This window comes from uncultured Maricaulis sp. (genome assembly GCF_947259345.1).
Lineage (GTDB): Bacteria > Pseudomonadota > Alphaproteobacteria > Caulobacterales > Maricaulaceae > Maricaulis.
This window is the reverse complement of sequence record NZ_CAMYLS010000015.1, coordinates 50,480-74,985: the sequence shown is the minus strand read 5'-3', so window position 1 is coordinate 74,985 and position 24,506 is coordinate 50,480. Positions and strand designations below refer to the sequence as shown.

Sequence of the window (24,506 nt, the reverse complement as noted above, 5' to 3'; positions counted from 1 at the left end):
TGCCGCGCCCGCTGAACCGGTCCGGACCGCCACGCCGCAAGCCGCCCGCGCGGCGGGCTTCGGTGATACCGAATCCAGCGGGCCCAGCGCCTTCACCCTAGCCAAGGGCGCCAACACGCTCGACGCGTTGCGCGAGGCCATTGGCCAGTTTGACGGCTGCGCCCTTAAGCGCACGGCCCGAAATATGGTCTTCGCCCGAGGCGACCGGAGCGCCCGTGTCATGGTGATCGGCGACGCGCCCGGGCGCGATGAAGACGAACGCGGCGAGCCCTTCGCCGGACAGACCGGCCAGTTGATGGACCGGATGCTCGCCGCGATCGGGATCGAGCGTGATGTCGCCTATCTGACCTATGTGCTGAACTGGCGCCCACCCGGCAATCGCGCACCCACCCAGGACGAGATCGCCCTCTGCCTGCCTTTCGCAGAGCGTCATATTGCCCTGAAGAAGCCTGACCTGCTTGTGCTGGCGGGCGGTTTGAGCGCCCAGGCCCTCCTGCGCAGCGAGGCGCCGATCACACGGCTACGGGGCCGCTGGGCCGATTATGCCGTCCGAGACGCTGGCGGTGAGCCGACCGAAACCATCATCCCGGCCCTGCCGATTTTCAATCCCGGCTATCTGCTGCGCCGCCCGACCGAGAAGCGCCTGGCCTGGCAGGACCTGCTGGCCCTTGAGAGCGCGATGAAGGGCTGACAACTCTGCTTGTGTTATACTTTATGAGCGACCGGTGATTGAAAGGTCCGGTTAACCTTATTTCTCGTAAGGCTTCTCCTCAGACACGCCCATTTCGGGCCAATCGGATGCTTGAGGAGCCAGCGGAATGTCCCGATCCCCCGCCCCGACTCTCACCGGCGTTGAGCGCATGTTCAATGAAGGCGAGGTCATCGTCACCAAGACCGATCTCAAAGGTCGCATCACCTACGCGAATGATATTTTTCAGCGCGCCTCGGCAGTTACCGAGCGACAGGCACTCGGTCAGCCGCACAATTTCATCCGGCACCCGGACATGCCGCGCTCGATATTCAATCTCATGTGGGAAACAATCAGCGCCGGGCAGGAATTATTCGCCTATGTCGTGAACCGCGCGATGAATGGTGATCATTACTGGGTCTATGCCCATGTTACGCCCAGTTTCAACGAAGCCGGCGAGATCATCGGATACCATTCCAATCGCCGAGAACCTGACCGCCGCATCATCGAAAAAGAAGTGAAGCCGCTCTACGCCAATCTCCGCGAGGTCGAGGCGAGTGCGGGCAGTCCGAAACAGGCGCTCGCGGCCGGCCGCGAGGCGATATCGGCCTTCCTGGCCGAGCGTCAGGTCGAGTACGACGAATTCATCTGTACGCTCGGCCAGGGCCAGCATCGGGGCTATTGCTAGGAGACCGTCATGTTCAACACATCAAAAGACCGTGACGCCATTCGCCGCGCCGCCCGCATCGTCCGCGCTGTCGCGGAAGGCGATTTCGAGCAACGCATTATCGACGTGTCATCGGACCCCGAAGTGGCCGAGATGGAAAACGCCATCAACCGCCTGATCGATCGCACCGACGCCTATCTGCGCGAAAGCCAGACCTGCGTCGAATATGTGCGCCGGAATAAGCATTTCCGCCTGATACCGGAAACCGGGATGGTGGGCAGTTTCAAGGCCGCCGCGCGCGCCGTGAATACAACCCTCTATTCGATCAAGGAACGCCATGAGGGCTTCCTCGACCTGGGCAGCAAGCTGGAAAGCCAATTGTCCGAGGTCATGGGCAAAGTGTCTGAGACCATCACCGTGCTGCGGGGCAATGCCGACTCACTGGACAACAATTCCGGCAAGGCCTCGGAACAATGCATATCGGTCTCGGCGGCGGCAGAAGAAGCCTCCACCAATATGCAGAGCGTGGCCGCCTCGGCGGAAGAGCTGACCTCCTCGATCGAGGAAATCAATCGTCAGGTGGTCCAGTCCGCCGGCATCGCCGACCAGGCCGTCGACAAGTCCCGCGCCATGAACAAGACGATCACCGGTCTCAGCGGCGTCACCAACCGGATCGGTGACATCGTCAAGCTGATCCAGGGCATCGCGGACCAGACCAATCTGCTCGCACTCAATGCAACGATCGAGGCGGCCCGCGCAGGCGAAGCCGGGCGCGGTTTCGCGATCGTGGCGCAGGAGGTGAAGACCCTGGCCGGGCAGACCGCCAATGCGACGGACCAGATCGGTCAGCAGATTTCAGAGCTTCAAGGCACCATGACCGGAGCGGTCACGGCCAATACCGACATTTCCGACGCGATCGAACAGATTAATGTGTCCTGCAATGCCATCGCCACCGCGGTGACCGAGCAGAGCGCCGCGACCGCAGAGATTGCCCGCAATGTCTCGGAAGCGGCCCAAGGTACCGGCGATGTGTCAAACGGAATCGGGATTGTCGAGGAAGCCACGCGCAATACCCGCGACATGGCTCACAGCGTCGTTTCATCGACCGACACGCTCACCGTCCAGGAGGAGAACCTGACCGTCCTGCGCCAGAACATCCTCACCTTCCTCGAAGATGTCCGCCGTGTCGGCTGACCCGAAGCGATGGTTGAGACGTGATTTTTGTTCTTGATTTGTTCTAAAATCGAGTCATGATGACGCATGACCGAGCGCCCTGGTGGCTACGCCCTTAATGCCCCTCAGGAGGCCTCTCTGCCCCACCGCCCCGGAGCAAGAGGTCGGGGCGCTCGGTCAAACATTACCGGTCGCTATGAGGGCGTGACCCACGAGGCCTTCGACGATGGCTGGACCGAGGCGGATGGTGAGCCGCCAAAACTCGCGACCACCGTCCTGAAAGACGCCTCGCGCACGATCATCTCGACCAATCAGTCGCCGGACATTTCCTTCGACCAGTCGATCAATCCCTATCGCGGCTGCGAGCATGGTTGTGTCTATTGCTATGCCCGGCCAAGCCACGCCTATTGGGGCTATTCTCCCGGTCTTGATTTCGAGAGCGTGATCTTTGCCAAACCGGACGGGCCGGCACTGCTGGAAGCCACTTTCAACAAGACTGTCTACCAACCCAAACCGATCCTGATCGGCGCCAATACCGATGCCTGGCAGCCGCTGGAGCGCGAGCGTCAGCACACGCGCGACATCCTCAAGGTCTGCGCCCGCTACCGACACCCGATCAGCGTCATCACCAAATCCGCCCTGATCCGTCGCGATCTCGACATCCTGGCCCCGATGGCGGCCGACGGCCTGGTCAAGGCGGCAATCTCCGTCACGACGCTCGACCGGCGTCTGGCCCGGGACCTTGAACCGCGCGCCGCCGCCCCTCACCGCCGTCTCGAAACCATCCGCGCGCTCAAACAAGCGGGCATCCCGGTCACCGTGATGATGGCGCCCATCATTCCCGCTCTCACCGATCACGAGATCGAAGCCCTGCTCGAGGCAGCGGCGCAGGCCGGCGCCGACAATGCCGCCTATGTCCTGCTGCGACTGCCGCTGGAAATCCGCGACCTGTTTCGTGAGTGGCTGGCCGACAAGCGTCCCGACGCCGCCGGCCGCGTCATGTCGCTGATCCGGCAAATGCGAAACGGCAAGGATTACGACGCGCAATGGGCCACGCGCGGCCGTGGCACCGGCCCCTATGCCCGCTTGATTGCCAGCCGTTTCCGCAAGGCGATCACCCGCTTCAAGCTGGATGCGCCGCGCGCGGTCCTGGACACAAGCCGTTTTGAACGCCCGCTCGGCAGCGCCGCCCAACCCAGCCTTTTTGGATGAAAGGTCAGGCCCGCTGCTGTCGCAAGGGTCGCGAAGACCCCACGAGCGTCGCGATCTCGGCCCGGATCGCCTTTGACCGGGTATCAAAGTCGGCGATCTGACCGCGCGTGATGGGACGAGACAGGAGATAGCCCTGGAGAACCAGATCCGGCTGGAAGCCAAGCGCCCCCAGCTCGTCAAACTCTTCCACGCCCTCGACCACGACTGAAATACCCAGATCACGGGCCAGATCGATGGTCGCACGCACGATGATTTGCGCCTCCGGATCGTTCTGCAGACCGGTCATGAAGGAGCGGTCAATCTTGATCTTGTCGAAGGGGAAGGCCCGCAGATAGCTCAGCGACGAATAGCCAGTTCCGAAATCATCGATTGCCAGCCCGACGCCCAGATCCTTCAGGCCGCGCAGGACTTTAAGGGCGCGGTCCTCATCATCGATGAGCACGCCCTCCGTGATCTCGATTTCAAGCCGGTGAGGTGCAAGACCGGACTTGGCCAGGGCGCGCTGAACCGAATAGACCAGATTGCCCTGCTTGAATTGTGCCGGGCTGACATTGACCGCAATCCGGCGATCATCCGGCCAGCTGACGGCTTCTCTGCACGCCGTCTCGATGACCCATTCACCCATTTTCAGGATCAGGCCGGTTTCTTCGGCAATCTGCACGAACTCGGCCGGCGAGACGTGACCGCGACGCTCATCATGCCAGCGCACCAGGGCCTCGAAGCCGGAGATCGTACCATCGCCGAGGCGAACTTGCGGCTGGAAGTTGAGGGTCAGCAAGTCATCCTCGATGGCCAGTGCGAGGTCGGCCTCGAGCATGCGACGCTCCTGCATCATCATGCCGAGTTTGGGATCGAAATCGCAGACCTGGTTTCGACCCTGCCCCTTGGCCCGATAGAGGGCGAGGTCCGCCTGGTTCATCAGCTTGTCGGGGTCTTCCCCGTCCAGCGGGAAGAGGGTCACACCGCCCGAGGCCGACACTTTGAGGTGCAGCTTGCCGATGGTCAGCGGCGAACCGATATTGTTGACCACACGCTGCGCCGTGATCAGCACATCTTCGCGGCAGCTGACATCCGGCAACACGACGGCGAACTCGTCACCGCTCAGGCGCGCGGCGATGGCATTGCGCGGCAGGGCATCGAGCAGGCGCTCGGACACGGAGACCAGCAAACGATCCCCGGTAGCATGACCATGGACGTCATTGACTTCCTTGAAGCGGTCAAGGTCGAAGAACATCAGCGCGACCAGGGTGTCGTCATTCCAGGCCTTCTTGAGCTCCACCTCCAGCGCATCGCGGAATTTGAGGCGATTGGGCAGGCCGGTCAGCGTGTCATGGTGCGCCAGGTGCGTCATGCGGGCCCGTGCGCGCTCTTCCGAGGAAATGTCCCGGAAGGTGAAAATGCGGGAAGTGATGCCGTCGAAATCCATCTCTCGCGCACGGATCTGGACGGTGATCGAGTCCCCGTCCCGACAGCGCAGGCGACAGGTCATGGGCGCGGCATCGCCGATGGCGTGCAGCGCCTCGAGTGCGTCATCATCCAGGGCGATCTTGGAGATCGGCATGCCGATCAGGTCTTCACGCTCCAGCTTCAGCATGTCGCCGAAGCGGCCATTCATATCTTGCACCAGCCCGTCCCGGACGACGGCGATACCTTCATAGGTCGCTTCGGCAAGCGCCCGGATACGGCGGCTCTCCGCCTGACGACGCAGGCCCAGATGCTGGTCGATCACAGCCGTGGCGAGACCGGTACAGACGACGAGGACCGCGCCAAGGGCAATCGTGATGGCGAGCAATTTTGGCGAGAGGGCCCCCGTCGGCAGCGCGTCCGCCATGATCGGTTCCAGCTGCATCGCGCCCATGGAAATGTAATGCAGGCTGACCACCCCCCCGACGAGCAGGACCGCACCCCCGATGACACCGCGGCGATCATTCACACCGATCATCAAGGCACCAGCTGCGGCGGCGAACTGGACCCCCAGCGCCACGGCTGCAATGACCAGGCCGGCATCCCAGGTCACGATCGCGCTGACCCGCATGGCTTCGATGCCCATGAAGTGCATGGCCGCCACGCCGCCGCCCACCAGCGCACCGCCGATCGGGCCGGCAAAGCGATTGTCCGACCGAACGGCAAATGCCCAGCCGCAGGCCGACACGACAATCGCCAGGACCAGGGAGGCAGCCGTCTCGAACAGACCGAACGCGATGGGAATCGCGCTTTCATAGGCCAGCATGGAAACGAAATGCGTGCCCCAGATCCCGGTGCCGGTCACGAAGCCCGCGAACAACAGCCAGGCGGGCTGACGCGCAGAATCGGCCGCCTTGGCACGGCGCACCAGAAAGCTTGCCGCCAGCGCCGACAACGCGCACAGAAGTGCCGCGACAGCCACAAGACGAAGATCGTGTTCAACCGTCAGACAGTAGTAAACGCGAAACACCAAATGCCCCAAAGGATCTGCTTTGAGCGAAACCCTCACACAAAAAGGCAATCATAGCCTTAACAGCGGCGTGTCGAATTCAGGACTGCATATCGCCGGGGTTGATGAGGCCGGCCGCGGGCCGCTCGCCGGCCCGGTTGTGACGGCTGCCGTCATCCTCGACCCGGCCCGGCCGATCGAGGGATTGGGTGATTCCAAGGCGCTGACCGAAGCCAGGCGCCGCGCCCTGGTGCCGCTGATCCGGGCACAGGCCTGGGTCGGGATCGGCATCGCGGAACCGGCCGAGATTGACCGCCTCAATATCCTCCACGCCACCATGGCGGCGATGGCACGCGCCGTGGCACGGCTGCCGATCGCGCCGGATCATGCCTTGATCGACGGAAACCGGATTCCGCCGGGACTGCCTTGCCCTGCCGAGGCCATTGTGAAGGGGGACGCCCGCGAAGCCTGTATCGGTGCCGCCTCCATCATCGCCAAGACGCTGCGTGACGATCTGATGATGCAGGCCGCGGAACGGTTTCCGGGTTATGGACTGGACGGCCACAAGGGCTATCCCAGCCCGGCGCACAAGCAGGCGCTTGAGGCTATAGGAGCCGCGCCCATACACCGCCGGTCCTACGCGCCGGTCCGCGCGGCGCTCGAATCCCGGTTTTCCACAAATGCGAATCACTGTGGATAACTTGATTCAGGGTTAACGGCCCGTTAGCCCTGTTGGCCCGAAAACTTGCGCCTGTAATGCGAGTGGAGTGGCGTGTCATGGCCCAGACAAAGATCGACCAGATCCTTGAAGGTGAATGCGTGGAGGTGATGAAATCACTTCCCGATGAGAGTGTGGACCTGGTGTTCGCCGACCCGCCCTACAATCTCCAGCTCGGTGGCGACCTGCACCGCCCCGATAATTCCAAGGTCTCCGCGGTCGATAATGACTGGGACCAGATCGGTGGTTTCGACGAGTACGATCTCTTCACCTGGAAATGGATGGAAGAAGCGCGGCGCGTCCTCAAGCCGAACGGTGCCATCTGGGTGATCGGCAGCTATCACAACATCTTCCGCGTCGGCGGCATTCTCCAGGATGCCGGCTTCTGGGTGCTCAATGACGTCATCTGGCGCAAATCCAATCCAATGCCGAATTTCAAGGGCACGCGCTTCACCAATGCGCACGAGACCCTGATCTGGGCCGCCAAGACCAAGGAGGCCCGCCCGACCTTCAATTATGCGGCCATGAAAGCCCTCAATGACGGTGTCCAGATGCGCTCCGACTGGACGCTGCCCATCTGCACGGGCGGCGAACGCCTGAAGGATGCCGAAGGCAAGAAAGCGCATCCGACGCAAAAGCCGGAAGCTCTCCTGCACCGCGTCCTGCTATCGACAACCAATCCCGGCGATGTGGTCCTCGACCCCTTCTTCGGCACCGGCACGACCGGCGCCGCTGCCAAGCGCCTGGGCCGTCACTATATCGGGATCGAGCGCGACCCCTCCTATCTTGAAGTGGCCCGCAATCGACTCGACGCCATCACGCCGGCGGCCGGCGACACGCTGGACGTCACCCAGTCCAAGCGCGCTCAGCCGCGCATTCCTTTCGGTGCGCTGGTCGAACGCGGCATGCTCAAGCCGGGTGATACGCTGTATTGTCCGAAGGGGCGCCACACCGCCCGGGTTCGCGCCGACGGAACGCTGATCGCCGGTGATCGCGCCGGCTCCATCCACCAGATCGGGGCCCAGCTGCAAAGTGCCCCCTCCTGCAATGGCTGGACCTATTGGCACACACGTACCAAGCAAGGCCTGGCACCGATCGACGTCATGCGCGCGGAGATCCGGGCCACGCTTGAGACCTGAGGCCTTTTGGCATGACTGACGGCTCCGGCGCGCCTGACATCGAAACCGCCGCCGGGCGCTCGACCTCGATCGCCTGGACAATGCTGACGGTGATCCTGGTGACTTCCCTCCTGGTTTCCGGCACCGGCGTTACGGCCGCAGCGCTGACTTTCTGGACCAACCTTGAAAATCAGCAGCTTGTGCAGCTGGAAGACTATATCGACGAGCGCGGGCGTCGGAATGACACCCTGTTCGACATGATTGCCCAGGCGCATCAGACCTCCATCGCACGCCTGGAAGACGGCCTTCCCGGCCTGTCCGATGATGCGGTAGGCGCCCGCTTTGATGCGCTCTTTCCGCTCCAGGACGACGGCACGCGCCGAAGTCGGGATGATCTGTTTGACGGCTATCATGACGCCCTGGGCAATCATCACTTCGGGGTCGGCGCCTATCTGAACCGGGCCGGTGGCTGGTCGGCGATGGACCGGCGCCGCCTGGTCGCCGCCTACCAGGTTGTCGACAGCACCGGACAGAGCCTCAGCGGGCTCGTCGACAACATCTATTTTTTCACTTTCGCCAACGAGTTGGTGATATCCGCCGCCAGCCGCGAAGACCGGCTCAGCTTCTATCGCCGCGACGCAACAGCGGAATTCGACCTCAACAATGCCGACTTCATCGCCCTGTCCCGACCAGAGACCAATCCGGCACGGGAATTTGTCTGCGGTGAATTGAGTCAGCTCATTTATGTGCGCGACACCCAGGCCCTGACGACCGGCTGTTTCACACCCTATGATGAGGATGGCGAAGCGATCGGCGCCTTTGGCACAACCGTCCAGCTCGGCGACTACTTCGAAGCTGCCCTGGCCAACCCGCCGCCGCACGGCCAGAACATGCTGATCGACCAATTCGGCAATCTGATAGCCCATCCTGACCTGTTCGGCGGGGTCGTCACCGAAGCCCAGGTCGACGCGCTCTACGCCCGCTTCGACCTGCAAAGCATCATCGACCAATTGCAAGCGCTACCGCCAAACGACGCCTCCGGTACCATAACCAGTGCGGATGGGCGCTGGGTGATCGCCTTCGCGCGGCTCGGCGGTCCAGGCTGGATGAGCCTGTCCCTCGTTGATCGCTCCATCCTGCGCCGCGATATCGCGTCACAACTTGCCTTCACCCTCGGTCTCGGCCTGCTTGGCGTCGCGCTTCAAGGTGTGCTGGCCTATTTTATCCTTTTCCGGCGCGTGGCCCGCCCGCTGGTCGACCTGACACGTCATTTCGGCGTCGCACGCCCGACGCCGGCCGCCGAAAACCCGACCCTCCATCGCGTCCTCGGCGCACAACACGAGATCGGAGCCCTTGCCCGAACGCTGGAGGAGCAACGACTCGGCCGCGCCCAGATCTTCGACCAGCTGGAAAGCCGGGTCGCCGAGCGCACGCGCGAGCTGGAAGCTGCCAATCGGTCAAAGAGCGCCTTCCTCGCCAATATCAGCCATGAGATCCGCACGCCGCTGAATGGCATACTCGGCCTCGCCCAGGTCCTGCGCACGACCTCACGATCCAAACAGCGCCAGGACCAGGCCCGCATGATCCAGGAAAGCGGAGAGACGCTGACCGCAATCCTCAATGACGTGCTCGACATGTCGAAGATCGAAGCGGGAAAGATGGAGATTTCGCCGGAACCGACATCCCCGGCCTCGCTCCTCGGCGATCTGCACTCGCTGTTCGAGGCCGCGGCGGCCGCGAAACAGCTCGATTTTATCCTGTCCCTCGATCCGGCCCTGCCGGCACAAGTCGAGATCGACGCCCTGCGAACACGCCAATGCATCGCCAACCTGGTCTCCAATGCGATCAAGTTCACCCAGGCTGGCGCCGTGACCCTGGCGGCGCGCTGGACGCCGGCGGGGGCGACATCCGGCGAACTGGAAGTCACCGTTTCGGATACCGGCATCGGCATTGCACCGGACAAGCTGGACCTGTTGTTCGCCCCGTTCAGCCAGGCTGACGCCACCATCTCGGGAGAGTTTGGCGGTACCGGTCTCGGCCTGTCCATCGCGCGCGACCTCGCCCGCCTGATGGGCGGCGACATCACCGCCCGGTCCACCCCCGGGGATGGATCGACCTTTACCTTCACCCTGCGCTCCCAACAGACCGGCATAGCCGCGACCAAGCAGCAAGACCGCGCGCCAGACGCGCTGGCCAAAGACCCGGTTTACGCGCCCCTGCGCGGCTTGCGGGTCTTGCTGGTCGAAGACAATTTCATCAATCGCCAGGTCGCGGCGGCCTTTCTCAAATCCCTCAATGTGACGATCACGGAAGCGGAGAATGGGCAATCGGCGCTCGAAGCGCTGGAGCGCGCGCCCTTCGACATCATCCTGATGGATGTCCGGATGCCGATCATGGACGGGCTGGAAGCGACCCGGCGCTTGCGCGACAGTGATCGGGCCTGGCGCGATATTCCAGTGACGGCCCTGACCGCGAATGCCTCTCAGCAAGATGCCGATATCTGCCTGGACGCCGGGATGGATTCCTTCGCATCAAAGCCGCTCAAGGCATCAGCCTTGTTCGAGGCCATGCGCCGGGCTCGCGAAAACCGGCCCTACCGTCCTGACTGACCCCGGCTCTTGAGCACTTTGCGCATCACGCTGGGCAGGGCCTCGGCGTCCAAGGCCCCTTCCTCGACCCAGTAGCCGGTTTCCGGTTCCCACTCGGACCCGACCTCGGCCTCACGGACATCCAGGCGCAATTCAAAATGGGTAAAGACGTGCCGCACTTCACCGCGCGGCACCCATCCGGCGTCGAAAGGCAAGCTGAGGCGGCCAGCCTCCGCCTCGACCCAGTCGCTGGAGGGCACTTCGGTCATCCCGCCGAGAAGACCGGTCTCCGCTCTGCGGCGCAGCCAGACCCGGCCATCACGTCGCACCAGCCATGCGGTGCCATGGCGCACGGGCTTGGCTTTCTTCGGCGCCTTGACCGGATAGCGCTCCATATCGCCGACCTCAGCCGCCGCACAGGCGAAGCGCCAGCAACACACGGCGCAGTCCGGATTGCGCGGGGTGCAGACCGTGGCACCCAGATCCATGATCGCCTGGGCATAATCCCCCGAGCGCGCTGGGTCGGCAATCGCCGCAGCCTCGCGACGAATGTCCGGTTTTGCCTTGGGCATCGGCGTGGCGATCCGGCGCAAACGGGTGATCACCCGCTCGACATTGCCATCGACCACGCTGGCCGGTTTGTCGAAGGCGGCCGCCAGAATGGCATTGGCGGTGTAGTCGCCGATGCCCGGCAGGGCGCGCAGCCCGTCCATCGTGTCGGGGAATTGCCCGTGATGGTCCTGCGCGACCGCGACGGCACAGGCGTGCAGATTGCGAGCGCGGGCATAATAGCCCAGCCCCGCCCACTCGCGCAGGACATCATCGCGCGGCGCCGCGGCGAGATCCTCGACCCGCGGCCACAGCGCGAGGAAGCGATGCCAATAGGGCGTCGCGTGCGGCACGGTGGTTTGTTGCAGCATGATCTCCGACAGCCAGATCGCGTAAGCGTCGGCCACCGCGCCGGCAGACCGGTCTTCGGGCCGAATGCGCCAGGGCAAACTGCGGCCTTCGCGATCATACCAGTCCAGCAAGGTCCGGCGCAGTCGGGGAATTTCGGATGTCATGACGGAGCAGACCGGTTGCGGGCAAAGACGTTCAGGGCGACACTGGAAGCATGATGCGCAAACCGCCTCCGTCAATGCTGGAACAGGCTGCCAGCAATTTCATCAGCAGTCGTCGCGGCCGCCCCGCGGCGCGGCCACAGCCCTCGATCGCGCGCGCGGTCGAGCGGGTGATGAAGCCCCTGGCCCGCCGGTTCGGGGTCGGCGTCGAGCAATTGCGCGAACATTGGAGCGAGATTGTCGGCGAACGCCTGGCCAAGTGGAGCGAGCCGGAAACCATCCAGCGCTCCGGCGGCATCAATACACTCGTGATCCGAGCCCGCGGCGCTGCCGGGGCCATCTTGCAGGCGGAATCGCGGCGGATACTGGAACGGGTGCGCACCTTTGCCGGGGATCGCGCACCGACCCGGATCCGGGTTATTCAGGGCCAGGCCCGACACGCGGCGCCGACCGTGCCTCCTGCAGCTCAAGTATCCGTGAAGCCCATGAATTCATCGTCACAAGTGAGCGAGGGGGTGGAACAAACGCCCGAGGCCCGCCTATTGTCGGCGCTCAACCGGTTTGGAAAATCGGTCAAAGCCCGCGAGGGATCGTGACTTACTGGCAGGGGGACCCCAAATGAGCCTGACCCGACGACTTTTTTCCGCTGCGGCCATGACAGCCGCGCTCGCCGTGTCCGCCTGTGGCAGCAGCGACGCGCCCGCCGGAGGCCAGACCAGTTTCGAGCGCGAGGGTGATCGTGGTCTCGGCAGCCCGACGGCGCCGGTCACCATGATCGAATACGCGTCCGTGGCCTGCGGCGCTTGTGCCGCCTTCCACAATGAAATCTACCCGGTCATCAAGAGCGAGTTCATCGAGACCGGACAGGTCCGCTTCGTCCTGCGCGAAATGATCACCGGCTCGCCGCAATTCGCCATTGCCGGCTTCTCGCTGGCCCATTGTGTGCCGGAAGACCGGTATTACGACATGGTCGAACTCCTCTTCCATCAGCAGAACGCCATCTTCCAGGCAGCACAGACCCAGGGCAGCGCCCGCAACCAGTATCTCGCGATTGCCCGGTCGATGGGCATGAGCGAAGCCGATTTCACCCAATGCCTGTCCGATGAAAGCATCACCCAGGACATTCTGGATGCGAATGACCGGGCCGGCGATGAAGGCATTACCGGGACGCCGCGCTTTGTCCTCAACGGCGAATTGCTCGACTCGCGCCGCGCGCCGGGCGAGTCCGCATACACCTATTTCCTCGGCAATGAGCAGCTGATCATCGACGGCGAGCCGGTGCCGAATTATTCGGACGCCGACACCTTCCGCCGCATCCTCAACCATCTCATCGCCGAAAGTTCCGGCGAAACCGCCAGCGAGGGCGGCACCACTGAAGCTACGGAAGAATAGAGTCCAAAATGAGTGTTCTGCGTAATCTCGTCACCTCACTCGCTCTTGCTGCTGCCCTCGCCCTGCCAGGCGCGGCGGAGGCCCAGCTTGCCGACGGTGCCGGCGCGCTGCGGCCGACGGATCGGGTGACGGGGTCGCCGGACGCGGATCTGCTGATCATCGAATACGCCTCCTTTGCCTGTCCGCATTGCGCGTCCTTCCAGACGGAAATCTGGCCGATGATCGAGAGCGAGTTCGTCGAGACCGGTCTCGTCCGCTATTCGATCCGGCCGATGGTGACCTCACCCCCCCAGATCGCCGGCGCCGGCATCATTCTCAGCGAATGCATCCCGGACGACCGCTATTTCGACGCCGTCGACCTGCTCTTTGCCGAGCAGGGCACGATTTTCCAGACGGCGCGCGATGGCGGGGATGTCCTGGGGGTCTACAACCGCATCGCGGCCGCGACCGGCGGATCCGCAGAAGGCCTGCTGGCCTGCCTCCAGGACCCTGCCGCCAATGAGCGCGTCAACGCACTCGCCATCGCGGCCTCGGAAGACGGCATCCGCTCCACCCCCAGCTTCATCATCGACGGTGCCTTGCTCGCCATCGGCCATGAAGGCGAGGAAAGCGGGACCCACAATCACGCCACGGCCGGCCCGACCATCTTCCTGCATGGCGGCGAACCGCTTCTGATCAATGGGGAAACCGTCCCCGGTCGTTTGGACGAAGACTCCTTCCGCCGAATCATCCTTCACTTCCTCGATGAGTCCGATTCGGCTGACTAGGCGGGCAATCTGAACAGTCAGGCTTCACGCCGGCGCCGCAATTGGATGTCAGAGTGGGTATTCGCGGCGCAAGGGAGACCGGGTGAAGTTCACACAGCTCAGGCTGGCCGGATTCAAGTCATTCGTCGATCCGACGGAATTACGGATTGATCCGGGCCTAACAGGCGTGATCGGACCCAACGGTTGCGGCAAGTCGAATCTGCTTGAAGCCCTGCGCTGGGTTATGGGCGCGACCTCTGCCAAATCGCTGCGCGGTGACGGCATGGAAGACGTGATCTTCTCCGGCACGGATGCCCGCCCCTCCCGCAATTACGCCGAAGTCGTCCTCACGGTCGACAATGCCGAAAAGCTCGCCCCGGCCCGTTTCAACGATGCGGACGTACTCGACGTCACGCGTCGCATCACCCGCGGCGCCGGCTCGGCCTACAAGATCAATGGCGAGGAAGTGCGGGCCAAGGACGTCCAGCTCCTTTTCATGGATGCCGGTACCGGGGCCAACTCACCCGCCCTTGTCCGCCAGGGCCAGATTTCCGAACTGATCGCCTCAAAACCACAGAACCGGCGCCGGGTGCTGGAAGAGGCCGCCGGCGTGTCCGGCTTGCGCGCCCGTCGCCACGAGGCCGAGCTTCGCCTGAAGGGCGCCGAGACCAATCTCGACCGGCTGCAGGAAGTGATCGACGAGATCACCACCCGCCACGGCTCGCTGCAGCGCCAGGCCCGCCAGGCCTCGCGCTATCGCAAACTGTCCGCCTCGATCCGCGCCCTGGAAGCCGCGGTCTGGCTCAATCGCTGGCGCGAAGCCGCCAGCGCCGTGGAGACCGCCGAGGCCAGTCTCGCCGACAAGCAGACCGCCACCGAGGATGCCTCCCTCGCTGCCGCCGAAGCGCGCACACGGGCCGAAGTCCTCGCCGCCTCCCGCGAGCCGGCCCGTCAGGCCGAAGCCGAAGCCGCGGCCGCCCTGCGCCTGCTGGAGCGTGAACGTGATCGCCTGCAACGCGATGCCGAAGAGGTCCAGCGCTCCATTCACGGCCTCGAGCGTCGGCTCGATGACCTGGCCAATGCCACGCGCCGCGAAACCGATATCGCCGAGGACGCGCGCACCAGCCGCGCCGAAGCGGAGGCCCAGATCGCCCGCCTCGACGAAGAAACCAGCCGCGAACAAGCCTCGCTCGACAGCGCCGAGGCCGCGTCCCTCGAGGCCGAGACGGCCCGTCAGGCCGCCGAGGAAGAGCTTGACCGGCGCGCCGCCGAAGCCGCTGACAAACGCGCTTCAATCGAAACCGCCCGGCGCGATCTGGGTCGTCATGAATCCCGCCTCGCCCAGATTGATCGCGAAATCGACTCGGCCCGGGCCGAGCTTGACCGGGTCCGCCAATCCACTGCCCTCGCCGATCTGGAGCGGGCCGAAACCGACGCCAGTACGGCAGAAACCGCCCTCGTCGAGGCCCGGACAGCGCTCGAGGCCGCCGAAACGGCTCGCCAGACCGCCGCCCAGGCGCTGGAGACTGCTGCTGATGCCTGGCGCGAAGCCTCCGGCCAGCGCGAAACGCTGGAACGCGAAGCGCGGGCACTCGAACGTCTACTCGCCGGATCCCAGGCGGAAACCCTCTCTCCGGCCATCGAGGCCGTGCGCGCTCGGCCCGGCTATGAACATGCGCTCGCCGCTGCGCTGGGTGATGATCTGGAAGCCTCGCTTGACGCCAGTGCAGCGCGGCACTGGGCCGAGACGAACTGCCATGCCGACAGCCTGCCCGGCGGTTGTGTGCCCCTGTCCGACCATGTCCAGGCGCCGCCGGCCCTGAAAGCCCGCCTCGATGCCGTGGGCGTGATCAAGTCCGAGAAAGCCGCCGATGCGGCTGCCAAATTGAAACCCGGTCAGCGCCTGGTCACCCGAGAAGGCGATCTGTGGCGTTGGGATGGTCTGGTCGCCCGCGCCGATGCGCCCTCAGCCGCAGTGGCCCGGCTGGAACAGAAAAACCGCCTCGATGCCATCCGCGCCGAGCTGGACGAGAGTGAAGCCGCTCATGATCAGGCGCGCGAGGCCGAGGCTGCCGCGCGCGACACCGCCCGCAGGACCCGCGAAGCAGAAACCGACGCCCGCGCCAAAGTCGGCCCGGCGGAACGCCAGTCCCGCGACACCCTGGCGCGGATTTCCGATCTGCGCGAACATGCCGCCAAGGATGCGGCCCGCGCGACAGCCCTGGAAGAACGTCTCGATCGCCTGACTGCCGAACAAGCCGAGAATCGCGCCGCGATCGACCAGGCCCGCGCCCTTCTCGTTGAAGCCGAGACGGCCGAAGGCGATACCGATGCCCTCGATGCGGCGCGCGAAACCGCCGACGCAGCACGCCGCGCCGCTGCCGATGCCCGAGCTGCCCTGGAAAGCGTCAAGCGCGAGCGCGAACAGCGGCGCCAACGCCGCATGGGTTTCAAGCGCGACCATGATGCCTGGGCGGAGCGCTGCAAATCCGCCGAGGCCCGACTGGAAGATATTGCCCGCGAGCGCGCCGGCGCGGAGGAACGCCTCGAAGCTGCGCGCGCGCGCCCGGAGGTGATCGAGGATCAGCTCTTCGAACTGGCCGGCAAGCTGCGCGCCGCCGAGGCGACTGCTGAGGAGGCGCGCCAGGCGGCCTCTGCGAATGAGGGCGAGGTCAAGCAGGCCGACAGTGCGGCCCGTCAGGCTGAAGCCGCCGCCTCTGCCGCCCGCGAGGGCCGCGCCGCCGCCGAAGCCATCCTCAATGCGGCGCGCGAGCGTCTGGCCGAAACCACCGACCGGCTGCAGGACGCCACCGGCGAAGCCCCCGGAACGCTGAGCACGCGGTTCGACGAGGACGAAATGTCCGAACTCAGCCCGTCCGAGCTGGAGCGGCGCCTCGACGAGGCGCGTCAATCCCGCGAGCGCCTGGGCGCGGTCAATCTGCGTGCCGATGACGAAGCCGAGGAATTATCGACCAAGATGGAAGAGATGAGGCGCGAGCGCGATGATCTCGTCGAGGCCATTGCCCGCCTGCGCAAGGCTGTCGACGAATTGTCCCGCGAGGGTCGCGCCCGGCTCCTGGAAGCCTTCGACATCGTCAATAATCACTTCCAGACCCTGTTCGAGACCCTGTTCGAGGGCGGCCATGCCGAGCTGCGCCTGACCGAGCATGATGATCCGCTGGAAGCCGGTCTGGAAATTTTCGCTTGCCCGCCCGGCAAGCGGCTCGACAATATGGCGCTGATGTCGGGCGGCGAGCAGGCCCTGACCGCCTCGGCCCTGATCTTCGCGGTCTTCCTGTCCAATCCGGCACCGGTCTGTGTCCTCGACGAGGTTGATGCGCCGCTGGATGATGCCAATGTCGACCGGTACTGCCGAATGCTGACGGAGATGCGCAGGCTGACGGAGACGCGCTTCCTGGTTATCACCCACAACGCTTTGACGATGTCCCGGATGGACCGGCTCTACGGGGTCACCATGGCCGAACGCGGCGTTTCCCAGCTCGTCTCGGTCGACCTGGTGAGCGCGGAACAGCTTGTCGCCGCCGAGTAGCTTAAACACCTATTTATTTCAAGTGCTTATCAAGCAAGCAGCCTTGCTTGACTTGCCGGAGGGCCGTGGATAGTGTGCGCGCGCCTGTGGGGGGCTCTTCTTCCGTAGGCAGACCGGTCCAACATGTCAGGCGAAGACGACAACCCGCGCACCCATTCACGAGCCGACCTGGACGAGCTGCAGCAGCGCATTGATGCGACGCGCGGCAAGCACCAGGAACCGGCTGGAAAACAGCCCAGCTCCGCTTGGTCGCTGGGCATGCGTTACGGGTCGGAATTCTTCGGCGGCGTGCTGGTTGGCGGCGTACTGGGCTATGTGCTCGACGTGTTCGCCGGAATCAGTCCTTTCGGACTGATCATCGGTACGATGCTGGGTTTCGCGGCAGGCACTCTCAATGTGGTGCGCGCCGCTAGCGAGATAAGTTCGGAATCGAACGGCGATGACGCCTGACGGTTTCGCGGGTTCAAGACGGCTCTAGCCGCAAGACATGAAAGAGGCCGGGCGTGGCAGACACCAACCCGATCAAGCAGTTCGAAGTCCACGAAGTTTTCCCCTTCGAGGCCTTCGGTCTGAATCTGGCTTTCACCAATTCCAGCTTCTTCATGATGCTGACGGCGGTCCTGACCATTGTGCTCTTCGCCGTCGCCATGTCGAGCCGGGCGCTGGTGCCGAACAGGGCCCAGTCCGTAGCGGAGATCATTTATGGTTTCGTCGCCGACATGGTCCGATCGACCGCCGGACAGGAAGGCCTGCGCTTCTTCCCCTTCGTCTTCACGCTCTTTATCTTTATCCTGGTCGCCAACATGCTCGGCATGTTCCCCTATTTCCCGGCGCCGGGTGCCCACTCCTTCACCATTACCAGCCATCTGATCGTGACCGTCGCCCTGGCGATGCTGGTCTGGCTGACCGTCATTGTTTATGGCGTCTTCAAGAATGGTGCGAAATTCCTGCGGATTTTCGTGCCGTCCGGTGTGCCGATCTTCATCCTGCCTTTCGTGACCCTGATCGAGATCATCTCCTTCGTGTCCCGTCCGATCAGCCACTCGGTCCGTCTTTTCGCGAACATGCTGGCCGGGCACATCCTGCTAAAGGTGTTCGCCGGCTTCATCGTCATGATGGCGGCCGGTTCGGCCTCGATGGGCTGGGGCGAGCTGCCGGGCTATCTGGCCGGTATTTTCCCCTTCGCAATGACGCTGGGCCTGACGGCGCTGGAATTCCTGGTCGCCTTCCTGCAGGCCTATGTCTTCGCGATCCTGACCTGCATCTATCTCAACGACGCCCTGCATCCGGGTCACTGATCCGCAGGCGTCACAACCGCAACAACCTGATACAGCCCCCTCAAAGGAGTTTTTGATATGGAAGAAATGGGCAAATACATCGGTGCTGGCCTCGCTTGCCTCGGCATGCTCGGCGCTGCAATCGGCGTGGGTAACATCTTCGGTTCCTTCCTGCAGGGCGCCATGCGCAACCCGTCGGCTGCCCAGTCGCAGTTCGGCAACCTGATCTTCGGCTTCGCCGTGACGGAAGCCCTGGGCATCTTCTCGCTGCTCATCGCTCTGATCCTGCTCTTCGTGGCCTGATCAATGAGTTGTGGCCGCGTCACCCGGCGCGGCCTCACTCCTTCTTCGCTCCACCTGATTAGAGGAGCTGGCGTCCCATGACGCACGCACCGCATTCAGAAGTGGCCCAACACGTCGCCGACTCTGCTACCGATCATGCAGACTCGGGCGTGTTTCCGCCCTTCGACCCGACCTATTTCGCGTCGCAGCTCTTCTGGCTGGCGATCTTCTTCGTGATTTTGTACGTCGCGCTGGATCGTTTCATTCTGCCGAAGATCAAGACGACGATTGAAGACCGCCGCGACCGCATCGCGGACGATCTTGACGCTGCTGCCCAGGCCAAGGCTGATGCCGAGGCGGCCGGCGAAGCGTATGAGAAGTCGCTCGCTGAAGCCCGCGCCAAGGCGCACGGCATCGCGGCCGATACGCGCAAGGCGCTGGACGCCGAGATCGCCAAGGAAACCGCTGGCGTGGAAGCCGAACTGGCGACCAAGCAGGAGCATGCCGAAGCGGCCATACGCAAGGCCAAGGACAAGGCCTTCGCCGAGGTCCGCGGCATTGCCACCACCGCGACCTCCGCGGCTGTCGCAGCCCTGGCCGGCGTCGAAATCTCCGAGGCTGATGCCGGCAAGACCGTCGACGGCCTGCTCAAGGCGAAGGAGGCCTAGTCCATGATGATCCGTGCAGAAGAAACCGGACACGGCGAAGGTGGTGTGATGGAGTGGCTGGCCGCCCAACCGGGTGACCCGTCCTTCTACGCTTTCCTGGCGCTGCTCGTCTTTTTCGCCCTGCTCCTGCGCATGGGTGTTCACAGGACGATCGCCAAGACCCTGGATGACCGGGCTGATGCCATCTCCTCGGAGCTGGAAGATGCCAAGCGCCTGCGCGAGGAAGCCGCGGAAATGCTGGCCTCCTATCAGCGCAAGCAGCGCGAGGCGGAAGCCGAAGCCGAAGCCATCATCACCCAGGCCAAGTCCGAGGCGAAATCGCTGAAGGCCGAAGCCCGCAAGGAAATGACGGAGCGTCTGGAACGCCGCACCGCCATGGCCGAGCAGCGCATCGCCCAGGCTGAGGCCCAGGCTGCTGCGGAGGTCAAAGCGGCCGCTGCCGAACTCGCAGCCCAGGCGGCCGAGGAAATCCTCAAGACCCAGCTGAAGAAAACCGACCTCAACAAGATCGTCGATGCTGACATCAAGAGTGTTGGCAGCCAGCTGAACTAGGCCTTTCGGTCGAAGCAAATGCGAAAAGGCCCGCGGTATGCGCCGCGGGCCTTTTTATTGCCGGTGACTTGAGCCGCGTAACGTCCCGGATCAACCATCAACGGCGATCGCGTTGAGCATCCAGGCCGCTTCTTCGTGAACGCCAATGCGAGCGGTCAGCAAATCAGCCGAATAGACGTCCTGCGCCTGGTCAGCGCGCGCAACAACTTCGCGCATCTGATCGGCTACGGCGAGGTGGTCCCGCGCCAATTGCTTGACCATTTCGCCGGTATTGGGAAAGTCATTCACGTCTTCGACGACACTCTGATCGATATACCCCTCCAGCCCCATCGGCGCCGCCGCACCCAGAGCACGAATGCGTTCTGCGAGATCGTCAACCGCGGCAGCGAGGTCCTGATACTGATCATCAGTGAGCTTGTGTACGCTGTAGAAAAGCGGGCCCGTGACATTCCAATGGAAGCCATGGGTCTTGTGATAAAGGACGTAGGTGCTGCTGAGGGCCTTGGCGATTCCCTTGGCAACCGCTGTCCGGTCCTCCGCGCTGACACTGCTGGACACGGGGATCGTCTCGGAACGCGCTTTCAATGCGCTGGACATGAAAACCTCCTTGAGTGCTGCGATAATCCCCAAATAGTAATCACCTCACGAATTTCAACAGCGGGTACCGAACGTTTTTACAAGACAAGCAAAGATCCGAAACATGCCCATTACCTTTGCTGCCGACTTTTGATCGCCTTATTGGAAAAAATTTTGTAGTCCGATCGCAGCACTCTCATTGTCGACAGAATATTTGTGATTAGTTCTATCGGCATGACAAAGAACACACCTATCGACCTGAACTCTTTTCTCGAGGCCGCCGAAAGGGGCCATCACGAGGACGGCGAGTATCTGCAAGCATTGCGGGAGATCGCTGTCGACGTCTGGCCGGTCATCGAACAATCACCGCGCTATCGAGACTGGCGGGTCATCGAGCGGCTGATGGCGCCGGATCGCATCATCAGCTTCAAGGTGAACTGGACCCGGGATGACGGCTCGATCGCGCTCAATCGCGGTTGGCGCGTGCAGCACAGCGATGTGCTTGGCCCCTACAAGGGCGGCCTGCGTTTCCATGGTGATGTCCATGAGTCCGAGCTCAAATTCCTGGCACTGGAACAGACATTCAAGAACGCGCTGACACCGCTCACGCTCGGCGGCGCCAAAGGCGGTGCCGATTTTGATCCGCGTGGCTGCAGCGAGCAGGAAATCATGCGTTTCTGCCAGGCTTTCATGACGCGCCTGGCTCCGCATATCGGTGCCCGCACCGACATACCCGCGGGCGACATCAATGTTGGCACGCGGGAGATCGGCTATCTGTTCGGCCAGTATCGACGCATGAGCAATGCCTTTGAAGGCGCATTGACCGGCAAGGGAACGGGCTGGGGTGGATCGCCGGTGCGCGAAGCGGCCACCGGCCATGGCCTTGTCCATTTTGCGGCGCTCGCAGCCAGGGCCGTCGGCAAGGAGATGGAGGGTCACAGCGTGATTGTCTCGGGAAGTGGCAATGTCGCCAGCCATGCCGCCGAATGCCTGATTGCCCAGGGCGCCAAAGTCAAAACACTGTCCGGTCGCGCCGGTACGCTGATCTGGAAGGACGGTGCAGACCACGCGGCCATACTAAGCCTTCGCGAAGCCCGCGCGGCGGGCGAGCGTGATCTGTCGAGGCTCGCAGGCGAGGTTGGCGCCAGCTGGCATGACGGCTTGTCGGCCTTCGAGGTCGATGGCGATATCGCCATGCCCTGCGCAACCCAGAACGAGCTCGACGAGGCCGACGCCCGCCGATTGGCGGAGACGGGTTGCTGGATGGTGGCGGAGGGCTCCAACATGGCTTCCACCGCCCAGGCCCAGAAATTCCTGCGCGAGGCCGAGGGTCTGGTCTATGCACCGTCCAAGGCCGCCAATGCCGGCGGCGTCGCGGTCTCTGGGTTCGAAATGGCGCGCAATGCCCGCTTCTCCGCGCTCAACCCGTCCGCGCTTGACGACGAATTGCGCAATGTCATGAGCCATATCTTCGAGCAATGCTGCGAGGCGGCACCGCGCGAGGGCGACTATGCGGCCGGTGCCAATATTGCCGCTTTCCACCGGCTGGCAGAGGCGATGATCGCTCAGGGCGTGGGCTAGTTGTACCGCGCCGGCCCGACTATTCGGCCGGATCCGTATCCTTTTCGCCGAAGGCCCAGCGCACGCGCTTCCAGAGCCAGGGCACTTTGCGCAGCAGGTCGGTGATCTTGCTGTGCAGCGTCTTGGACGCGCCGGCCACAAGGACCAGGCCAAAGAGGCCGACAAAGGCGCCGATCGGTACGAGTGGAAAAGGTGTCAGGATGGCAATCGGGACCGAGAGCACCATCAGGACAAGGCCGATGGCGATACAAAAGCCACGGATGATCAGCACGACAAAGGCGCCGATCGGGTGGCTCTTGGCCCAACCATTCAGGCTCTCATTCATCGCTGCAACCATCTCCAACCCCGTTCGTCGGGGCGCATCTCCGATATGGGACGCGCGGACGAACAGACAACCATAAACGCGTAAACATCACCCCAATGCGAGACAAAAGCGCCGAAATTCGGGCGGCCGCTGTCACTCGCCTTCGGCATGTTGTATCTGCGCACCGGTTTCACGAACCGGCATTGCAGGAAAGGGGGTTCCGCACACCCGGTTCGCTGCTGCACTGCCGCAGGCGGGCCACGACCGTGAAAGTGGGAATAATTTATCCGGCGATCTAGCCGCCTGTCATCCGGGATCACCGCCGCGGCGATCCCGGATCAAGGCAGGCCTATTCTGCGGCTTCGACCGTATCGGTCGGCGCAGTCCAGCGCAGGACCGGCTGGCGCGCAGCCCGCGTCTCGTCCAGGCGCTTGGTCGGCGCGTGCACCGGGGCCGCCAGGAAGCGGTCGGTGTCACCCTCCTTGGCCGCGGTGGCGAGCGCTTCAAGCACGTCAATGAAGCGGTCGAGGCCACTCATCGATTCGGTCTCGGTCGGCTCGATCAGCATGGCGCCATGGACGACCAGCGGGAAATACATGGTCATCGGGTGATAACCCTCATCGATCATCGCCTTGGCGAAATCGAGCGTGGTCACCCCTGTGTCCTTTAGGAAGCGGTCGTCAAACAGCGCCTCGTGCATGCAAGTGCCTTCGAAGGCGGCCGTCATGACATGGCTGAGGCGGGCCTGGATGTAATTGGCGTTGAGCACCGCATCCTCGGCGACCTGTTTCAGCCCATCCGAGCCATGGCTCATCATGTAGGTGAGCGCGCGGGTGAACATGCCCATCTGGCCATGGAAGGCCGCCATGCGACCAAAGGGATCGCCCTCAGCATCGTCCATGTGCTCGACCAGCTCCCAGCCGCCCTTGCCGTTCTCGACGACATAGGGGACCGGCGCATAGGGCGCGAGCGCCTCGGAGAGCACAGTCGGGCCGGAACCCGGGCCACCGCCGCCATGCGGGGTGGAGAAGGTCTTGTGCAGATTGATATGCATCGCATCAACGCCAAGATCGCCCGGGCGGACCCGGCCGACAATGGCGTTGAAATTGGCGCCGTCGCAGTAGAAATAGCCGCCTGCTTCGTGGATCAGGTCGGCAATTTCCCGAATATCCCGCTCGAACAGGCCGCAGGTATTGGGATTGGTCAGCATGATGCCGGCGACATCATCACCGAGCTTGGCCTTGAAGGCCTCCATGTCGACACGGCCGGTCTTGTCGGCCGGGATCTCGTCCACGGTGAAGCCGCACTGGACCGCGGTGGCCGGATTGGTGCCATGGGCGCTTTCGGGCACCAGGACACGGCGGCGATTGCTTTCGCCATCCGCGTCCAGACGGGCGCGGATCGCCATCATGCCGCAGAATTCACCATGGGCACCGGCTTTCGGCGACAGGGCGACGGCGGGCATGTTGGTCAGCGTCATCAGCCAATGCGAGAGCTCACCCATCAGCTGATAGGCGCCTTGCACGGTCGAGGCCGGCTGCAGCGGGTGCACATCGGCGAAGCCGGGCATACGCGCGACTTTCTCATTGAGACGCGGATTATGCTTCATCGTGCACGAGCCGAGCGGGTAGAGGCCCAGATCGATGGCGTAATTCTTCCGGCTGAGGCGCACATAATGACGCATCGTCTCCGGCTCGGCGAGGCCGGGCAGGCCGATCTCGCCCTTGCGCTCCTGGCCGCCCAGGCGGGTCTTGAGACCCTTGGGTTCTGGCAGGTCGACACCGCAGCGATCCATGGCGCCGCGCTCGAAGATGAGCGCCTCGGCCTGGTCGAGACCGCGGCTGCCGGAGATGGTGTCGGCATAGCCACCGGTTGCCAGATTATCGGGGGCGATATTCCCGGCCATGCGGGTGGGACGTCCTTGTGTGTTCATGCCCATC

General features: G+C 63.6%; 22 protein-coding genes. 17 read left to right on the top strand and 5 right to left on the bottom strand.

Annotation, left to right across the window (positions count from 1 at the left end):
• The 4 genes from Q0X62_RS07690 to Q0X62_RS07675 all read left to right on the top strand — a co-directional run.
• A partial coding sequence (locus Q0X62_RS07690) for a uracil-DNA glycosylase (RefSeq protein WP_297733618.1) occupies nucleotides 1-691 on the top strand: 691 nt, incomplete at its 5' end.
• A gap of 127 nt (nucleotides 692-818) precedes the next feature.
• Entirely contained in the window at nucleotides 819-1,376 is a 558-nt protein-coding gene (locus Q0X62_RS07685; RefSeq protein ID WP_297733614.1) for a PAS domain-containing protein, read from the top strand.
• 9 nt (nucleotides 1,377-1,385) lie between these two features.
• Nucleotides 1,386-2,549 carry a methyl-accepting chemotaxis protein gene (locus tag Q0X62_RS07680; RefSeq protein WP_297733611.1) on the top strand — a complete coding sequence of 388 codons (1,164 nt, stop codon included), beginning with the start codon at nucleotides 1,386-1,388 and terminating at the stop codon, nucleotides 2,547-2,549.
• A gap of 66 nt (nucleotides 2,550-2,615) precedes the next feature.
• A complete protein-coding gene (locus Q0X62_RS07675) occupies nucleotides 2,616-3,740 on the top strand; it encodes a PA0069 family radical SAM protein (RefSeq protein WP_297733608.1) in 1,125 nt (374 codons plus the stop codon).
• 4 nt (nucleotides 3,741-3,744) lie between these two features.
• Here Q0X62_RS07675 and Q0X62_RS07670 read toward each other — a convergent pair whose 3' ends face one another.
• Nucleotides 3,745-6,174, bottom strand: a complete 2,430-nt coding sequence (locus Q0X62_RS07670; protein ID WP_297733605.1) for an EAL domain-containing protein — start codon at nucleotides 6,172-6,174, stop codon at nucleotides 3,745-3,747.
• A 70-nt stretch (nucleotides 6,175-6,244) separates the two neighbouring features.
• Here Q0X62_RS07670 and rnhB point away from each other — a divergent pair, with 70 nt between their 5' ends.
• The 3 genes from rnhB to Q0X62_RS07655 all read left to right on the top strand — a co-directional run bounded on the left by rnhB (nucleotide 6,245) and on the right by Q0X62_RS07655 (nucleotide 10,598).
• A complete protein-coding gene (gene rnhB, locus Q0X62_RS07665) occupies nucleotides 6,245-6,853 on the top strand; it encodes a ribonuclease HII (protein ID WP_297733602.1) in 609 nt (202 codons plus the stop codon).
• A 77-nt stretch (nucleotides 6,854-6,930) separates the two neighbouring features.
• Nucleotides 6,931-8,010, top strand: coding sequence for a site-specific DNA-methyltransferase (locus Q0X62_RS07660; protein WP_297733599.1), 1,080 nt, complete (start codon nucleotides 6,931-6,933; stop codon nucleotides 8,008-8,010).
• Between the two features lie 11 nt (nucleotides 8,011-8,021).
• Complete coding sequence (locus tag Q0X62_RS07655; protein WP_297733597.1) at nucleotides 8,022-10,598, top strand: ATP-binding protein; 2,577 nt, start codon at nucleotides 8,022-8,024, stop codon at nucleotides 10,596-10,598.
• Here Q0X62_RS07655 and Q0X62_RS07650 read toward each other — a convergent pair.
• Nucleotides 10,583-11,641 carry an A/G-specific adenine glycosylase gene (locus tag Q0X62_RS07650; RefSeq protein ID WP_297733595.1) on the bottom strand — a complete coding sequence of 353 codons (1,059 nt, stop codon included), beginning with the start codon at nucleotides 11,639-11,641 and terminating at the stop codon, nucleotides 10,583-10,585. The genes Q0X62_RS07655 and Q0X62_RS07650 overlap by 16 nt on opposite strands.
• A gap of 53 nt (nucleotides 11,642-11,694) precedes the next feature.
• Here Q0X62_RS07650 and Q0X62_RS07645 point away from each other — a divergent pair, with 53 nt between their 5' ends.
• From Q0X62_RS07645 to Q0X62_RS07605, 9 genes are all read left to right on the top strand, one after another.
• A complete protein-coding gene (locus Q0X62_RS07645; protein WP_297733592.1) occupies nucleotides 11,695-12,234 on the top strand; it encodes a DUF721 domain-containing protein in 540 nt (179 codons plus the stop codon).
• Nucleotides 12,235-12,256: 22 nt separating this feature from the next.
• Nucleotides 12,257-13,030, top strand: a complete 774-nt coding sequence (locus Q0X62_RS07640; RefSeq protein ID WP_297733589.1) for a thioredoxin domain-containing protein — start codon at nucleotides 12,257-12,259, stop codon at nucleotides 13,028-13,030.
• Between the two features lie 8 nt (nucleotides 13,031-13,038).
• On the top strand, nucleotides 13,039-13,797 hold the full coding sequence (locus Q0X62_RS07635; RefSeq protein WP_297733587.1) for a thioredoxin domain-containing protein: 759 nt from the start codon (nucleotides 13,039-13,041) through the stop codon (nucleotides 13,795-13,797).
• An 82-nt stretch (nucleotides 13,798-13,879) separates the two neighbouring features.
• A complete protein-coding gene (gene smc, locus Q0X62_RS07630; protein ID WP_297733584.1) occupies nucleotides 13,880-17,326 on the top strand; it encodes a chromosome segregation protein SMC in 3,447 nt (1,148 codons plus the stop codon).
• Nucleotides 17,327-17,449: 123 nt separating this feature from the next.
• A complete protein-coding gene (locus Q0X62_RS07625; protein WP_297733581.1) occupies nucleotides 17,450-17,776 on the top strand; it encodes an AtpZ/AtpI family protein in 327 nt (108 codons plus the stop codon).
• A 71-nt stretch (nucleotides 17,777-17,847) separates the two neighbouring features.
• Nucleotides 17,848-18,624 carry a F0F1 ATP synthase subunit A gene (locus Q0X62_RS07620; RefSeq protein ID WP_366946126.1) on the top strand — a complete coding sequence of 259 codons (777 nt, stop codon included), beginning with the start codon at nucleotides 17,848-17,850 and terminating at the stop codon, nucleotides 18,622-18,624.
• Between the two features lie 57 nt (nucleotides 18,625-18,681).
• The gene (locus Q0X62_RS07615) at nucleotides 18,682-18,906 is read left to right on the top strand and encodes a F0F1 ATP synthase subunit C (protein ID WP_075189057.1); all 225 of its coding nucleotides are present in this window, start codon (nucleotides 18,682-18,684) and stop codon (nucleotides 18,904-18,906) included.
• Nucleotides 18,907-18,983: 77 nt separating this feature from the next.
• Nucleotides 18,984-19,553, top strand: a complete 570-nt coding sequence (locus Q0X62_RS07610; protein ID WP_297733570.1) for a F0F1 ATP synthase subunit B' — start codon at nucleotides 18,984-18,986, stop codon at nucleotides 19,551-19,553.
• 3 nt (nucleotides 19,554-19,556) lie between these two features.
• Nucleotides 19,557-20,105, top strand: coding sequence for a F0F1 ATP synthase subunit B (locus Q0X62_RS07605; protein WP_297733568.1), 549 nt, complete (start codon nucleotides 19,557-19,559; stop codon nucleotides 20,103-20,105).
• A 90-nt stretch (nucleotides 20,106-20,195) separates the two neighbouring features.
• Here Q0X62_RS07605 and Q0X62_RS07600 read toward each other — a convergent pair whose 3' ends face one another.
• The gene (locus Q0X62_RS07600) at nucleotides 20,196-20,702 is read right to left on the bottom strand and encodes a DNA starvation/stationary phase protection protein (protein WP_297733565.1); all 507 of its coding nucleotides are present in this window, start codon (nucleotides 20,700-20,702) and stop codon (nucleotides 20,196-20,198) included.
• A gap of 213 nt (nucleotides 20,703-20,915) precedes the next feature.
• Here Q0X62_RS07600 and gdhA point away from each other — a divergent pair, with 213 nt between their 5' ends.
• Nucleotides 20,916-22,262, top strand: coding sequence for an NADP-specific glutamate dehydrogenase (gene gdhA, locus Q0X62_RS07595; protein WP_297733562.1), 1,347 nt, complete (start codon nucleotides 20,916-20,918; stop codon nucleotides 22,260-22,262).
• 19 nt (nucleotides 22,263-22,281) lie between these two features.
• Here gdhA and Q0X62_RS07590 read toward each other — a convergent pair whose 3' ends face one another.
• On the bottom strand, nucleotides 22,282-22,587 hold the full coding sequence (locus tag Q0X62_RS07590; protein ID WP_297733559.1) for a hypothetical protein: 306 nt from the start codon (nucleotides 22,585-22,587) through the stop codon (nucleotides 22,282-22,284).
• 328 nt (nucleotides 22,588-22,915) lie between these two features.
• Complete coding sequence (gene gcvPB / locus Q0X62_RS07585) at nucleotides 22,916-24,505, bottom strand: aminomethyl-transferring glycine dehydrogenase subunit GcvPB (protein WP_366946120.1); 1,590 nt, start codon at nucleotides 24,503-24,505, stop codon at nucleotides 22,916-22,918.
• Between the last annotated feature and the right edge of the window lies 1 nt (nucleotide 24,506).

Bases quoted from the DNA above. Each gene is read 5' to 3' on its own strand.
- Q0X62_RS07685 (WP_297733614.1), top strand. From the start codon at position 819: ATGTCCCGATCCCCCGCCCCGACTCTCACCGGCGTTGAGCGCATGTTC.
- Q0X62_RS07680 (WP_297733611.1), top strand. From the start codon at position 1,386: ATGTTCAACACATCAAAAGACCGTGACGCCATTCGCCGCGCCGCCCGC.
- Q0X62_RS07675 (WP_297733608.1), top strand. From the start codon at position 2,616: ATGACCGAGCGCCCTGGTGGCTACGCCCTTAATGCCCCTCAGGAGGCC.
- Q0X62_RS07660 (WP_297733599.1), top strand. From the start codon at position 6,931: ATGGCCCAGACAAAGATCGACCAGATCCTTGAAGGTGAATGCGTGGAG.
- Q0X62_RS07655 (WP_297733597.1), top strand. From the start codon at position 8,022: ATGACTGACGGCTCCGGCGCGCCTGACATCGAAACCGCCGCCGGGCGC.
- Q0X62_RS07650 (WP_297733595.1), bottom strand. From the start codon at position 11,641: ATGACATCCGAAATTCCCCGACTGCGCCGGACCTTGCTGGACTGGTAT.
- Q0X62_RS07645 (WP_297733592.1), top strand. From the start codon at position 11,695: ATGCGCAAACCGCCTCCGTCAATGCTGGAACAGGCTGCCAGCAATTTC.
- Q0X62_RS07640 (WP_297733589.1), top strand. From the start codon at position 12,257: ATGAGCCTGACCCGACGACTTTTTTCCGCTGCGGCCATGACAGCCGCG.
- Q0X62_RS07635 (WP_297733587.1), top strand. From the start codon at position 13,039: ATGAGTGTTCTGCGTAATCTCGTCACCTCACTCGCTCTTGCTGCTGCC.
- Q0X62_RS07625 (WP_297733581.1), top strand. From the start codon at position 17,450: ATGTCAGGCGAAGACGACAACCCGCGCACCCATTCACGAGCCGACCTG.
- Q0X62_RS07615 (WP_075189057.1), top strand. From the start codon at position 18,682: ATGGAAGAAATGGGCAAATACATCGGTGCTGGCCTCGCTTGCCTCGGC.
- Q0X62_RS07610 (WP_297733570.1), top strand. From the start codon at position 18,984: ATGACGCACGCACCGCATTCAGAAGTGGCCCAACACGTCGCCGACTCT.
- Q0X62_RS07605 (WP_297733568.1), top strand. From the start codon at position 19,557: ATGATGATCCGTGCAGAAGAAACCGGACACGGCGAAGGTGGTGTGATG.
- Q0X62_RS07600 (WP_297733565.1), bottom strand. From the start codon at position 20,702: ATGTCCAGCGCATTGAAAGCGCGTTCCGAGACGATCCCCGTGTCCAGC.
- gdhA (WP_297733562.1), top strand. From the start codon at position 20,916: ATGACAAAGAACACACCTATCGACCTGAACTCTTTTCTCGAGGCCGCC.
- Q0X62_RS07590 (WP_297733559.1), bottom strand. From the start codon at position 22,587: ATGAATGAGAGCCTGAATGGTTGGGCCAAGAGCCACCCGATCGGCGCC.
- gcvPB (WP_366946120.1), bottom strand. From the start codon at position 24,505: ATGGGCATGAACACACAAGGACGTCCCACCCGCATGGCCGGGAATATC.